At 42.3% G+C, this 13,801-nt stretch carries 14 protein-coding genes; 11 read left to right on the top strand and 3 right to left on the bottom strand.

Going from position 1 to position 13,801, the window contains the following annotated elements; genetic code table 11:
- Window positions 1-387: 387 nt before the first annotated feature.
- From hemE to hemY, 3 genes are read left to right on the top strand one after another with little or no spacing between them, the layout of a single operon-like run.
- Entirely contained in the window at window positions 388-1,443 is a 1,056-nt protein-coding gene (gene hemE / locus ACFPU1_RS12105) for a uroporphyrinogen decarboxylase (protein ID WP_385941479.1), read from the top strand.
- Entirely contained in the window at window positions 1,440-2,378 is a 939-nt protein-coding gene (gene hemH, locus ACFPU1_RS12100; RefSeq protein ID WP_385941476.1) for a ferrochelatase, read from the top strand. The genes hemE and hemH overlap by 4 nt, the downstream gene beginning before the upstream one ends.
- Before the next feature lie 15 nt (window positions 2,379-2,393).
- Window positions 2,394-3,815, top strand: coding sequence for a protoporphyrinogen oxidase (gene hemY, locus ACFPU1_RS12095; RefSeq protein WP_385941473.1), 1,422 nt, complete (start codon window positions 2,394-2,396; stop codon window positions 3,813-3,815).
- A gap of 41 nt (window positions 3,816-3,856) precedes the next feature.
- Here hemY and ACFPU1_RS12090 read toward each other — a convergent pair whose 3' ends face one another.
- On the bottom strand, window positions 3,857-4,822 hold the full coding sequence (locus tag ACFPU1_RS12090) for an agmatinase family protein (protein WP_385941470.1): 966 nt from the start codon (window positions 4,820-4,822) through the stop codon (window positions 3,857-3,859).
- 201 nt (window positions 4,823-5,023) lie between these two features.
- Window positions 5,024-5,284 carry a hypothetical protein gene (locus ACFPU1_RS12085; protein ID WP_054635556.1) on the bottom strand — a complete coding sequence of 87 codons (261 nt, stop codon included), beginning with the start codon at window positions 5,282-5,284 and terminating at the stop codon, window positions 5,024-5,026.
- A 203-nt stretch (window positions 5,285-5,487) separates the two neighbouring features.
- On the opposite strand from ACFPU1_RS12085, the gene ACFPU1_RS12080 reads away from it, so the two are divergent.
- The 4 genes from ACFPU1_RS12080 to pheA all read left to right on the top strand — a co-directional run bounded on the left by ACFPU1_RS12080 (window position 5,488) and on the right by pheA (window position 8,895).
- On the top strand, window positions 5,488-6,030 hold the full coding sequence (locus tag ACFPU1_RS12080) for a Spo0B C-terminal domain-containing protein (protein WP_054635555.1): 543 nt from the start codon (window positions 5,488-5,490) through the stop codon (window positions 6,028-6,030).
- A 10-nt stretch (window positions 6,031-6,040) separates the two neighbouring features.
- Window positions 6,041-7,324 (top strand): GTPase ObgE, encoded by a 1,284-nt coding sequence (gene obgE / locus ACFPU1_RS12075; protein WP_054635554.1) that lies wholly within the window; start codon window positions 6,041-6,043, stop codon window positions 7,322-7,324.
- 231 nt (window positions 7,325-7,555) lie between these two features.
- Window positions 7,556-7,963 (top strand): ACT domain-containing protein, encoded by a 408-nt coding sequence (locus tag ACFPU1_RS12070; protein ID WP_054635639.1) that lies wholly within the window; start codon window positions 7,556-7,558, stop codon window positions 7,961-7,963.
- A 41-nt stretch (window positions 7,964-8,004) separates the two neighbouring features.
- The gene (gene pheA / locus ACFPU1_RS12065; RefSeq protein ID WP_385941466.1) at window positions 8,005-8,895 is read left to right on the top strand and encodes a prephenate dehydratase; all 891 of its coding nucleotides are present in this window, start codon (window positions 8,005-8,007) and stop codon (window positions 8,893-8,895) included.
- A 29-nt stretch (window positions 8,896-8,924) separates the two neighbouring features.
- On the opposite strand, the gene ACFPU1_RS12060 is transcribed toward pheA, so the two are convergent.
- Complete coding sequence (locus tag ACFPU1_RS12060) at window positions 8,925-9,467, bottom strand: transcription repressor NadR (RefSeq protein ID WP_385941464.1); 543 nt, start codon at window positions 9,465-9,467, stop codon at window positions 8,925-8,927.
- 259 nt (window positions 9,468-9,726) lie between these two features.
- Here ACFPU1_RS12060 and safA point away from each other — a divergent pair, with 259 nt between their 5' ends.
- The 4 genes from safA to ACFPU1_RS12035 all read left to right on the top strand — a co-directional run bounded on the left by safA (window position 9,727) and on the right by ACFPU1_RS12035 (window position 13,708).
- Entirely contained in the window at window positions 9,727-10,911 is a 1,185-nt protein-coding gene (gene safA / locus ACFPU1_RS17095; protein WP_465310009.1) for a SafA/ExsA family spore coat assembly protein, read from the top strand.
- A 108-nt stretch (window positions 10,912-11,019) separates the two neighbouring features.
- The gene (locus ACFPU1_RS12045) at window positions 11,020-12,111 is read left to right on the top strand and encodes a YhcN/YlaJ family sporulation lipoprotein (RefSeq protein WP_385941461.1); all 1,092 of its coding nucleotides are present in this window, start codon (window positions 11,020-11,022) and stop codon (window positions 12,109-12,111) included.
- Between the two features lie 172 nt (window positions 12,112-12,283).
- Window positions 12,284-13,039, top strand: coding sequence for a YebC/PmpR family DNA-binding transcriptional regulator (locus tag ACFPU1_RS12040; RefSeq protein ID WP_385941458.1), 756 nt, complete (start codon window positions 12,284-12,286; stop codon window positions 13,037-13,039).
- A 72-nt stretch (window positions 13,040-13,111) separates the two neighbouring features.
- Window positions 13,112-13,708, top strand: coding sequence for a BofC C-terminal domain-containing protein (locus ACFPU1_RS12035; RefSeq protein ID WP_385941455.1), 597 nt, complete (start codon window positions 13,112-13,114; stop codon window positions 13,706-13,708).
- Window positions 13,709-13,801 lie beyond the last annotated feature (93 nt).

Genomic DNA, 13,801 nt, shown 5'->3' with positions numbered 1-13,801 from the left:
GATTAAATATCCCGGCTCATTTTTTATGCTATTCTGTTTTTAGGGTATGGGTATTTTTTCCATAAAAGGAACTGAAATGGACTTAGGAGAAATGATGAACTCTTCTTGTAAGCATAAGTTTTTCCTATGACAAACTTGTCAGGATATAATGGTTTATGCTGCTGTATCAATTTTTAATAGAATGTGGTAAAGGTAACATACGCTGATATTAGGCGGCAGCAAACAGAATAAGGGTTGTTTTCTTCTATTTTATGAACATTTTTTATTTGGACTATACATGACAAAAGGATGGGGTTATGGTAAAAAGGGATTGGAATTTGCTCGTGTGAAACAATAATAAAGAGTACATACTGATATAACTTACTAGGAAATAAAGGAGTGCTATATATGGCGCAACAGCCAGAAAATAATACCTATTTAAAAGCTTGCCGGCAGGAAAAAGCAGATCATACACCAGTGTGGTACATGAGACAGGCAGGACGGTCTCAGCCCGAATACCGAAAGCTTAAAGAAAAATATTCATTATTTGAAATTACAAGGCAGCCTGAACTTTGTGCTTATGTGACGAAGCTTCCGGTAGATCAATATAACAATGATGCAGCTATTTTATATAAAGATATTATGACTCCTCTTCCTGCCATAGGGGTAGATGTAGAGATTAAATCAGGGATAGGCCCGGTAATTGATAACCCGATAACAGGACTGGACGATGTGAAAAAGCTCGGGGAAATCAATCCGGAAGAAGACGTTCCTTATGTACTTGAGACGATTAAACTTTTAAGAGAGCAGTTATCTGTTCCCTTAATCAGCTTCAGCGGTGCGCCTTTTACTCTTGCAAGCTATATGATAGAAGGCGGCCCGTCAAAGAACTATCATAAAACAAAGGCCTTTATGTATGCTGAGCAAGAAGCCTGGTTCGAGTTGATGGATAAGCTTGGGGAAATGACAATAACTTATGTGCAGGCACAAGTGAAAGCAGGAGCCCAGGCTATCCAAATATTTGATTCCTGGGTGGGGACGCTGAATGTAGAGGACTACCGCACATTTGTAAAGCCCGTTATGAACAAGATTTTTACAGCCATTAGAAAAGAAGGGGTACCACTAACCATGTTTGGTGTCGGTGCAAGTCATTTAATTAAAGAATGGGATGACCTTCCGCTGGACGTAATTGGTCTTGACTGGCGCCTGTCAGTAAAAGAAGCAAGGGAAATGGGTGTAACCAAGACTCTGCAAGGGAACCTTGATCCTTCCATTTTATTGGCACCTTGGGAAGTAATCGAAAAGCATGCAAGAAAAATTCTGGATCAAGGCTTGGAAGATGATGGATACATCTTTAATTTAGGTCATGGCGTTTTTCCAGAAGTAAAGCCGGAAACTTTAAAAAAGTTAACTGCATTTGTACATGAATATACTTCACAGAGAAAAAAGGAGAGAGAGGCATGACTAGAGAAAGAATAGGATTATTGGTCATGGCGTATGGAACACCTAGAAGTCTTGAAGAAGTGGAGCCTTATTACACGCACATTCGCAGAGGAAGAAAACCTTCCGATGAGGCCCTTCAAGATTTGATTTCCAGGTATGAAGCGATTGGGGGAATCTCTCCTTTAGCAAAAATAACAGAAGAGCAGGCACATCGCCTTGCGGAGCGTCTAAATGAAATCCACCCAGATCAAGAATTTATCCCTTACCTTGGACTGAAGCATATTGATCCGTTTATTGAAGATGCTGTTGCACAAATGAAGGAAGACGGGATTGAAAAAGCCGTGAGCATTGTCCTCGCTCCTCACTTCTCCACGTTTAGTGTGAAGTCTTATAACGGACGGGCCCAGGAAGAAACAGGGAGAATCGGTGGTCCTGAGATTGCCAGTATCGAAAGCTGGTATGATCATCCCAAATTTATTCAATATTGGACAGAACAAGTTGAAAGCACTTTTGCCGAAATTGAAAATAAGGATGAGGCCGTCGTCATTTTCTCTGCGCACAGCCTTCCAGAGAAAATTATCCAGAACAATGATCCTTACCCTGAACAGCTGAGAGAAACTGCTGACTTGATAGCTGAGAGAGCTGGCATTAAGAATTATGAAATCGGGTGGCAGAGCGAAGGGAACACTCCTGAACCATGGATTGGTCCTGATGTCCAGGATTTAACCAGGGATTTGTACAACAAACATGGGTATACCTCTTTTGTGTATTGTCCGGTTGGATTTGTCGCGGACCACTTAGAAGTACTGTTTGACAACGATGTGGAATGTAAGCTGGTGACTGATGAAATTGGAGCCAAGTATTATCGTCCGGCCATGCCTAATGCCGAGCCGCTTTTTATAGATGCGTTGGCAGACATTGTGAGTGACAAGCTTGAAAAAGTACGGATCATTTAAAACGGGGAATGAGATATGAAAATAGCCATTATAGGTGGAGGAATTACAGGGTTATCAGCCGCTTATTACTTGCAAAAAGAAATTTTGGCCAAGAATCTGGATGCTGAGTATCATTTGTATGAAGCAGACAGCCGCTTAGGTGGAAAAATACAAACTGATTACTCGGATGGATTTATTATTGAAAAAGGGCCAGATTCATTTTTGGCGCGAAAAATGAGCGCTTTCCGTCTGGCAAAAGAAGTTGGACTTGAAGGGGAGCTCCTTTACAACCAGACCGGCCAGGCATATGTGCTTAAAGAGGAAACATTGCATCCAATTCCAGGAGGGGCTGTGATGGGGATTCCGACAAAGTGGGGGCCATTTGTAAAGACCAAGCTTTTTTCTCCTCTTGGGAAGGCAAGGGCTGCCGGAGACTTAATCATCCCTAAATCTGGTGACGGAAGCGATGATCAATCACTAGGGAAATTTTTTCGCACTCGCCTGGGTGATGAAGTGGTTGATTACTTAATTGATCCGCTTCTTTCAGGTATTTATGCAGGGAATATAGATAATTTAAGCTTAAAAGCAACTTTCCCGCAATTTGAAGAAATAGAACAGAAACATCGAAGTTTAATCCTTGGCATGAAGTCCTCAATGGCTCAGAAGGAAGAACAGCCTGCTCAGGGAAAAGCAAAAGGTAATTTTCTTTCTTTTAAAAAAGGGCTGCAATCCCTCGTTGATAGTATTGAAAATCATCTTGATGAGGATGTAGTTCATAAAAATGCGTCGATTACCCTTATTAAAAAGAAGGAAAGCGGGTATGAAATTAACTTTAAAGATCAGTCCACAGCTTATTTTGACAGAGTCATTATCACAACCCCGCTGGATGTAGTGAAGAACATGCTGCCTGAAGATCTCCATACTGACGATTTTATGGAAATTCCTTCAACATCAGTAGCCACAGTAGCTATGGCCTTTGACGAAGAGCAGGTAAAACAGGAATTTGAAGGAACTGGCTTTGTCGTTTCGAAAAAAAGTAACTATACGATTACTGCCTGTACGTGGACTCATAAAAAATGGTCACATGTAGCTCCTAAAGGGAAAGCATTACTCAGGTGCTATGTAGGAAGAGCAGGAGAAGAAGAAATCGTTGAGAAAAGTGATGAAGAGATCCTTGAGGTTGTATTGAAGGATTTAAACAAAATCATGAACGTAGAGGGCAGGCCTTCCTTTTTCCGTATTACAAGGTGGAGGCAGTCAATGCCTCAATACGAAGTCGGACACAAGCAGAAACTTAAAAAAATGAGGGAACTCCTTGATAAGGAAATGCCGGGTATACATTTAGCCGGGGCTTCTTATGAAGGGCTTGGTCTTCCTGATTGTATTACTCAAGGGGAAAAAGCAGTACACAAAGTTCTTTCTTCTGTTCCCGAAAAACCTATGGCTGTTTCTAAATAAAAAAGAAGCCGCACTTAAAAGAGAGCGGCTTCTTTTTTATTCTACGCTTCAGCTTGATCAGACTGGCGATTCTTTACTACACCTGCCAGCGCATAAAGCACGGCTGTTGAAACAAAGTGAGATGAAAAGTCGTTTGTGTCTTGCTGAGGATATACTTCTACATAATCCATCCCGCAAAGGCCCATGCTGGCAAACTCATGTATCATAGTGACAAGTTCATAAGGTGTAAGTCCGTTTCCGTCAGCCGGGCCCCCTGGATTAAAAGCATAGTCTAGCACATCACTGCAAATGCTCAGGTACACTTTATCTGTTCCTTCAGAGGCAATATCATAAATCTTTTTGGAAAAGTTCTGGAGGCTGTCAGCTTCACGAATATCTTTAATCGTAAACGTTGAAGCTCCTGCTTCTTTAGCAAGCTTTCCATTTTCCGGTTTATTTCTAGGACCGTGTATTCCAAGGTGGACAAGGCTTTCATTTCTCACTCCTTCGGTTTCATACAGGCGGGCAAAGGGAGATCCGCGTCCATACAAATCGCCCCCGGAGCGGAGGTTATTATCATAATGGGCATCAAGGTGTATAATACCTACTTTGCCTTCGGTCTCCTTGGTTAAGGATTCGATAATCGGATAGGTGATGCCATGATCGCCTCCAAAAGCAATCGGAAAGGCACCGCTTTTCCATATCTCTCCGGAAAAAGATTGGATTCTTTCCATTGTTTCGTCTACTTGAGCAGGCACTACATCCACATCTCCAAGGTCGCCCATGGTAAGGTGTTCTGCCATGTCCATATGATTAAGTTCTGGGAGATAGCAGCTGTATCTCGCTGAACAGAGGCGGATTACCTTAGGAGCAAGTTCACAGCCTGTATAATCCCCCCATGTGACAGCCCCTTCCCATGGTACTCCATAAAAAACTATATCCTTTTCGCTCATTTTATCTCGGTTATTAACTAAGTTTTCACTGTTTAAAAAGCAAGGAGTATTTCCATAAATTGTTTCCTGTGACATAGGCGGCTCCTTTCAACATAAGTATAAGGTTAAAAATTCCCTAATTAAAAATAATCAAACATTAAAATTCTCATGCCTTAATGATTTTGAAGCAGCTATGTCCCAGAGTGTGAATGGATAAATGTTTCTGGTTGTTCTATTAACGGCATTTCTAAAAAAAGCGGAATCGGATAGGTCCGACTCCGCTTAACATTGCATCATTTATTGTTGAGACTGTTGAGCCTGCTGAAGCTGCTGCTGAGCCTGCTGAAGCTCTTGTTGAATTTGCTGGAACTGCTGCTGCTGGGCCTGCTGAGGCTGCTGGGCCTGCTGGGAAGCCTGTTGAAGCATTTGCTGAGCCTGCTGAAGCTGCTGCTGAGCCTGCTGAAGCTGCTGGGGATTATTCTGGGCATTTTGTACAGCTTGTTGAGCTTGTTGAATTGCTTGTTGGGCTTGTTGAGCTTGCTGGTTTTGTTGTGGCATAATGAACCTCCCTGAAAAGATAAATGGTGTAGCGATATTTATATTGTCCCTTGGCTCCTAGAATATACATCAGTAAGCAACAGCGATATAAATCAAGGATACGTCCTTAAAAAAGCCTCTCTGCCAATTTTTTGTTACTTTATGGTACAATATGATTTATCTGCAATAAAAAGCTCGAAGTTTAGAGTTATAGGAGTGCAATTATGGCGGAAAATAGTACAAGGGCAGTAGAAATACTAAAGCATGCTAGACATGATTGGCTGAATCAAATACAGCTTATTCAGGGAAATATATCATTGGGCAGATATGAGCGCGTGGAAGAAATTATAAGGGGTATTGTCCAGAAAGCAAGACACGAGAGCAGACTGTCGACAATGAATGTGCCAAAAGTTGCTGATTTTTTATTAACCTTCAACTGGGGAAACCATTGGTTTATCTTAGATGTAGAAGTACTGGGGGAAACGAATGATTATGCCGGGTTTGAAGAAGACTGGTATACACTAATCACTTCTTTTACAAAGCATCTTGACAAAACAGTGAGTGAAAAAGGAGACAACCACCTTTTGGTAACGTTCCATTTAACAGATGCCCCTTACATTGAAATGGACTTTCAAGGGGAGTTAAAGAATAAAGCTTCCATGGAGGAATGGGTGGAGCGGCAGTGGCAGCAAAAGACTTCTTGGGTTCCCAAGGAAGCTGTAATAAAGAACGAAGAAGTATTAGTTTTAATGATGAATGATAAATGAGGTGACCCTAGTGTTTATAGATAAGGTAAAAGTCTTTGTTAAAGGCGGTGACGGCGGGAATGGAATGGTAGCTTTCCGCCGTGAGAAGTATGTACCGGAAGGCGGGCCTGCTGGCGGGAACGGTGGAAAAGGTGCTAATGTTATTTTGGAAGTGGATGAGGGATTGCGGACGCTGATGGACTTTCGTTATCAGCAGCATTTTAAAGCAGGACACGGGGAAAATGGAAGGTCCAAAAACCAGCATGGGAAAAATGCAAAAGACCTGGTTATTAAAGTTCCCCCGGGGACAACTGTAACCGATGATGAGACAGGAGAAGTATTAGCAGATCTTCTTACTCACGGGCAGACAGCTGTAGTTGCACGCGGAGGGAGAGGAGGAAGGGGAAATTCAACCTTTGCTACTCCGGCAAATCCGGCTCCTGAAATCAGTGAAAATGGGGAGCCAGGAATAGAACGATTTATAAACCTGGAGTTAAAGGTGCTGGCTGATGTGGGGCTGGTGGGTTTCCCAAGTGTAGGTAAATCAACCCTTCTATCCGTTGTTTCAGCCGCTAAACCTAAAATCGCTGATTATCACTTTACAACGTTGAGCCCAAATCTTGGAGTAGTAGAAGCAGGTGACGGAAGAAGCTTTGTGATGGCTGACCTTCCTGGTTTAATAGAAGGAGCACATGAAGGAGTAGGTCTTGGCCACCAATTCCTTCGTCATATTGAGCGGACGAGAGTTATTGTTCATGTCATTGATATGTCCGGCCTTGAGGGAAGAGATCCTTATGAAGATTTCCTTAAGATCAATGATGAGCTGAAACAATACAATATGCGACTTCTTGAACGCCCTCAAATCATCGTAGCAAACAAAATGGACATGCCGGATAGCGAAGCTCAATTAGAATTATTCAAAGAACAGCTTTCAGAAGACTACCCTGTTTTCCCAATTTCAGCCCTGACCAGACAAGGACTGAGAGAGCTGTTATTAAAGGTCGCTGACTTAATTGAACAGACACCTGAATTTCCACTCTATGATGAAGAAGAACAAGAGCAGCGAGTCCTTTACAAATATGAAAAAGAACAGAAACCTTTTATTGTCTCAAGGGATGATGATGGCACCTTTGTTTTGTCAGGGGCCGGTATTGAAAAACTCTTTAAAATGACAGACTTAACTCATGATGAATCTGTTCGAAGGTTCTCAAGAAAGCTTCGTAACATGGGAGTAGACGAAGCATTAAGAGAGAGAGGAGCAAAAAACGGAGATACCGTACGCCTCCTTGATTTTGAATTTGAATTTATCGAATAGCGAGAAGGCTGCTGTAAAAGCAGCCTTCTTCCATGTATGAGGGGCCCATATCATAACAAGAAACATTGTCAAAAAAGTCATACATCTTTATAATGAATAAACAGTTATACTATTTGTCAGGATGACAAATGAGTAAAGACATGACTAATCTTATTTTAAGTATTAGTAAAACGCTGGTGGTGAACAATTGTGGCAGATCGCATTGACCGATTTTATTTAGTAAGGCAGGATATGCTCACTGAAGCGATGCAAAAGACATTAGATGCAAAAGCACTCTTAGAAAGCGGCAAGGAAACGAAAGTAGGAGACGCTGTCACACGGGTGGATTTGAGCAGAAGTGCGTTTTACAAATACAGGGACGCCATTTTTCCCTTTCATACGATGATAAAAGAGAAAATCATTACTCTGTCAATACATTTAGAAGACCGGTCTGGTTCCTTATCAGAGTTGTTAGGAGTAGTGGCACAAGCGAACTCTAATGTTCTTACGATCAACCAGACCATCCCACTGCAAGGAAGAGCAAATGTAACATTAACCATAGATACTGCTGCTATAAGCATGGAGCTGCGCCAGCTTGTCTCCAAGATTAAGGAAATTGAAGCGGTGGTAAGCGTGGAAATCATCGGTTCAGGTTCATAAGAGATGACAGGAGACCGGGAAGAAAGGATTGTTTAAAGAATATGAAGACCATAGGTTATTTAGGCCCCCAAGGAACGTTTACGGAGTTGGCGGTAAAAGGGTTATTTAAAGAAGGATCCCACCTTCCATTTTCAACTATTCCAGCGTGTATGGATGCTGTTGCAAATAAGGAAGCAGATCTAGCAGTTGTGCCTTTGGAAAATGCAATTGAGGGTTCAGTTAACTTATCCATGGATTACTTAATACACAAGCATACCCTCCCGATAATAGGAGAGATAGTAGTTCCTATAGAACAACATCTTCTTGTAGCCCCCTCAATGGCAGATAAATGGAAGGAATGTACAGAAATTTATTCTCATCCCCATGCCATTGCACAATGCCATGACTTTCTCAACAAAGAGCTGCCTGGAAGTGACTTGCAATATACAAATTCCACAGGAGCGGCCGCTAAAAAAGTGCTGGAAGAGTCTGACCGGCCTATTGCTGCTATTGCCAATGAACTTGCAGCACAAAAATACGGCCTTGTAATCGCGCAGAAAAACATTCACGACTATGTGAATAACCATACAAAGTTTGTCATTTTAAAAAGGCCAGAGACTTCGTTTCAAGTCTCTTCTTCTTTAAAGACCGGTGAGAAAACAACTTTAATGGTAACCCTCCCTTCCGATTATTCAGGAGCTCTTCACCAGGTGCTTTCAGCCTTTGCATGGAGAAAGCTGAATTTATCAAAGATAGAGTCTCGTCCCATGAAAACGGGCCTGGGTAATTACTTTTTTGTGATCGATGTGGATCAGGCAATGGATGAGGTGTTAATCCCTGGAGTAGTTCAAGAGCTTGAAGCGCTCGGCTGTGGGGTAAGAGTCCTTGGGAGTTATCCCTGTTTTTCGTTACAAAACGTAGAAGAAGGTGCTAAGAACCCTGTTCCTAAATAAGTGGAGCAGGGTTTTTTGCATGTTATTAACTATTTTAAGAGAAACCCTTCCTGATCAAGAATCTGTACTACTTCATCAAGGACTTCGTCTGATGCGGCTTCTATCGTGTGTAAGTGCGTTCCATCAGTCAGGGCTGAAAGCAGGCCAGCATTACTTGACGAGAGCCTATCGATAAACTGTTTTACATCTCTTCGGCTTGAAAGCATTAAAGAGGCAGTGATATCCCCATATAAAGGATGTTCAATGGAAACATCGATAACTGTGGCGCCATGGTCTACAATCAAGTTTAACTCTTTAGCAGTTACTGCAGGATCATCTTCATGAAAACAGACAATTTTTTTGCGTTTCATGTTTTCCGTCTCCCCGGGAATAAGCATATACCCCTGTGCTGTGGCTAAAATTGGATAGTTTCTTGCTTTAAGGAGAGAGATATCCTGTACAATGACTTGTCTGCTTACATTGGTACGTTCAGCAAGTTTGCTTCCGGTTAATGGGCTGGAAGATTCTCGAAGCCATTGTAAAAGTAAGTTCCTGCGTTTTTCTCCAAGTATCTTTTCTTTATTAACTTCCACCACTATTCTCCCTTCCGTTTATGGTAAAGTGCATGCCAGAAACGTGCAGACTTTATTAGTATTTATTTCCTAAGTACACTCCTTATTGTACCATGCTCCCCTTATCGTGTGCGAAGAGTCCCTTGGCATATGACTAGAGATTTCAGCATATGTTGTGCTGAGTAGCTTGAACGAAAATCAAGTTTGTATTCAAAGAAGAATGTGTGGCCTTATTGTTATTTATATAAATATTTGCAGTTCCTATAGGAGGGAAAAATGCATGAAAATTCATATCGTCCAAAAAGGAGATACGTTGTGGAATCTGGCACAAAAATACGGGGTGGACTTTGAAGAATTAAAGGGAGCGAATTCTCATCTGGCTAACCCTGATATGATTATGCCGGGAATGAAAATTAAGGTTCCTTCCAAAAGCGTTCAAATTAAAAAAGAAGAACCTAAAAAGCCGCAAGTAAAGAAAGAATATCAACCTAAAGAGCAGCCGGTAAAAGAAGTGCCTGTAAAAGAACAACCTGTAAAAGAACAGCCAGTGAAGGAAAAGCCGGTGAAAGAAAAACCAGTGAAGGAAAAGCCTGTTTATGAAGAGCCTGTAAAGAAAGCCCCAAAGAAAAAAGAAGCTCCAAAGCCGCCAAAACCGCCACAAATTAAAATGCCAGAAATTAAAATGCCAGAAATGAAACCACAGCAGCCTCATGTGTCACACATTCAGCCTCAGCAGCAGATGAATATCAACTTTTACAAATCACCATACCAGCCACAGGTACAGCCTAAACCGAAGCCCCCTGCAAAACCAAAAGCAGAACCTAAGAAAAAAATGCCAGTAAAACCTCCTGTAAAAAAACCTGCACCTAAGAAAGAGCCTTACATGAAAAAGCCTGAAATAAAGAAACCAGAGATAAAAAAACCTGAAATGAAGAAACCTAAAAAAGTGGCACCTACAGCTCCAGCACCTAAATTGCCAGTCCACCAGCCAATGCCGAAAGCACCAGAGGTCCATAAGCCAATGAAGCAACCTTATCCGTGCCCACCATCTCCGGTGCATTGGATTCCTGTGACTCCGGTGATGCCAGGGTGTGCTCCTCTAGGTTATCAGCCTGCACCTCATCCTTATGGTATGGGGATGGGAGCTTACCCGGATTATTTTGGATATGGAGCCCAGCCCATGATGCAGCCCATGATGCAGCCCATGATGCAGCCCATGATGCAGCCCATGATGCAGCCAATGCAGCCGATGATGCCTATGCACGACCTTGGCCAGGAATTTGATCCGGCTCAGCAATGGCCAGATCAGCAGTGGCCACAGGCAGGCTTTGAAGATTATTTCACCAATGGCGGTATGATGCAGCCAATGAATGGTGAGTTCCCTCAAAATTTTTACAATGGAATGTGGCCCAATGGTCAGATGGAAGCTCCTCAGCCGTATCAGCGAGAGGAAGACGAGGAATAAAACCCAGTGTATAAAGAACGTTAGGGAGATTACCACTCTTTCCTCTAACTAACAGTTTATTTTAAGCCTCCTTTACTCACCCTAATCGGTGAAAGGAGGTTTTAAAATATGAAAAAATTCGCTTTAAGTATTACAGCAGCTTCTATAATTGCTGGAGGGCTGGCTGGATGTGGAGCAGATAATCAAAATGCCGACATGGGCGCTCAAGATACAAGAAATTTTGGATATGAAGGTTTAGATCAACGTGGTGATACTGGTCAATTTGGCCAGCGTAATAATTATCGTGGTGAAGGTCCCGTTACAGATATGCTGACTGTGGATGACCGCCGTACAGGTGACAATATCCAGCGTGGAACAGGCTGGGGAGCAGGTATGGGAACTGGTCATCGTATGGGCGCTGGGAATATGGGAACAAGAGGACACCAGACAGGTACTGGTAATGTAGGTGCAAACCGTGCAGGAGATGGCATGGGAGCAGGAGCTGGATTGGGGCAAGGCAACCGCAGGGGAGCCGGTCAAATGGGAGGAACTACCGGATTTGCCGGGGGTGACCGTACCTATGGCGGAACAATGACAGGTACTGGCGCTTTTAATGAAAGAAGGCAGATGACCCATGGAATGCAAAACCAGCTGGCTCCTCGTACCGGCCGTGTAGGCGGGCCTGGTATGGTTGGTGAAAATGGCACGTTGAATGCTCGCCAGCAGCAGGGTGGAGCAGGTACCGGGGCAGGAATTACAGGTCAGGGGGCCCAGAAACAGCAAGGGCAAGCTGGCCAGGGAGTTCAGAGAAATCGAGGATTTGGAACTCAACAGCAGCCTCAGGCATTAGGAAATTACCATCAAGATTATGATGCACAAACAGCACAGAAGATTTCAAATGCAGTTGAAAAAATGGACACTGTTAACGAATCTCGTGTCATTGTAAGAGAAGATGATGTATTGATTGGCATCGACACCACTGGTATTAATGATGAACAAAAACAAACGTTAGGCAACCGTATCGAGAGAAAAGTAGAGCAGGCATTTGACGGACAAAAAAATGTCTATGTCGTGTCTGATGAAGAGCAATATACCAACGTTAGAAACATTGATGAGCAGCTTAGAGGCGGAGCGCCTGTTGAAGAAGTTGGAGAAACAATAACCGATATGATTCAAGATGTAGCAAACTTTGCTCAACGTCCTTTTGAACGCAGCCGTTAACTTTGGAAGAGGGTCCCAAAAGCCTAGCTTTTGTCGGGCCCTTTTTTAATATGAGAAATATGACAGGCAACAAATTTTTCTGATATTTACTCGCTCATTTTACTCAGGGAGTTCGCTGACCTCTGTTATGATAGTATAGAATACGGAATGCAAGGAGAGAGGATGAAGCCTAATGGCAGGACATTCTAAATGGAATAATATAAAACGAAGAAAAGAAAGTCAGGATACTAAAAGAGCGAAGGTTTTTACCAAAATATCCACTGAAATATTTGCAGCAGTGAGAGAAAGTGGAGATGATCCACAAACGAACCTGAGATTACGGCTGGCATTAAGCAAAGCCAAAGCTGAGAATATGCCAAACGATAATATTGAACGTACAATTAAGAAAGCTCTAGGTGAAGAGGGAGGAGTTACATACGAAGAATTAACTTATGAGGGATATGGCCCGGGAGGGGCTGCTGTTATGGTGAAAGTTCTTACGGACAATAAGAACCGTTCTGCCGCTAATGTGCGACTTGCTTTTAACAAAAACGGCGGGAACCTAGGTGAAAATGGGTGTGTATCCTTCTTGTTTCAACGAAAAGGGGTTCTTGCCATAGATAAGGAATCGGCAGGGGGAGAGGAAGAGGATTTAATGCTGGATGCCATAGAAGCAGGGGCTGCAGAGGTTGAAGTGTTGGGAGAATCATACGAATTATTGACAGATCCGGAGGATTTTGAGAGCGTGAAAAATGCCCTTGAAAAATCTGAATACACCTTTAAAACAGCGGAAGTTACGATGGTTCCTACAACCATGTCCGAGCTTGGGGACAACGATGCTGAGAAAATGATTAAGCTTATTGATGCCCTCGAAGATAACGATGATGTACAAAGTGTGTACCATAATTTTCAAATAGATCAAAAGCAGCTTGATCGGCTGGAGGTTTAAACTCCTGCATAAAAGCTTCCATTATTGGTGACACTATACCAAAATGGAAGCTTTTTTTTGGCGGTGAAAAGTATGAGTAAAAAAGAAGTAAGCGTAAAGAAATCAGCTATTTTCTTGATGACAGCTTTATTAACCTTATTGTTTGTTATTTCTTATGCCTCTACAGCTCTACTTGGTTCTGAAGAAAATACAAGTGGAGAAAGCAGGATCAATCAAGAGGAAAGTCTGGAATTAGAAAAAAGTGTTGAAACAGTCAAAGGGCCTAAAACGGTAAAAGTAGTGCTTGAAAGACGTTATTTAGATGGGCAGATAAGTGAAGAGACGATTGAGGAGACCATTTGGGCACAAGAAGATTTTTGGGCTCATTATTCTGGATGGTCGTTAAAGGATCAAAATAATGAAAGAATTGTTTTTACACAAGATATTGAAGATATTTCTCCCCTGTTAAAATGGAGCGGCTATTTTGGCTTAGATGAAAACGGTGTTCTTACTATATTTAAAGGAAGACCAGAGGGAAATGAAGTCATTCAGTCTTTTTACCAAATTGATACAGAGAGATTGGAAAGTCATTACCTTGAGCAGTTAGGGGAAGGAATTCCTGTAAAAACCAAAGAAACATACGAAAGTGTCCTAAAAGTCCTTGAAGAAGCCAAAGCAGAACAAATGTGAATGAGCTTGGATAAAGGTCTGGTATTAAATAAGGGGTTTCCCGTTGATGAGAGCCACTTCTTTGTATATTTCAAGGTCCCAAAAACTCGCTTA

It is taken from the genome of Thalassorhabdus alkalitolerans (genome assembly GCF_042656525.1).
GTDB lineage: Bacteria > Bacillota > Bacilli > Bacillales > Marinococcaceae > Thalassorhabdus > Thalassorhabdus alkalitolerans.
The sequence above is the reverse complement of the archived record's forward strand: the minus strand, read 5'-3'. Positions and strand labels throughout refer to the sequence as shown.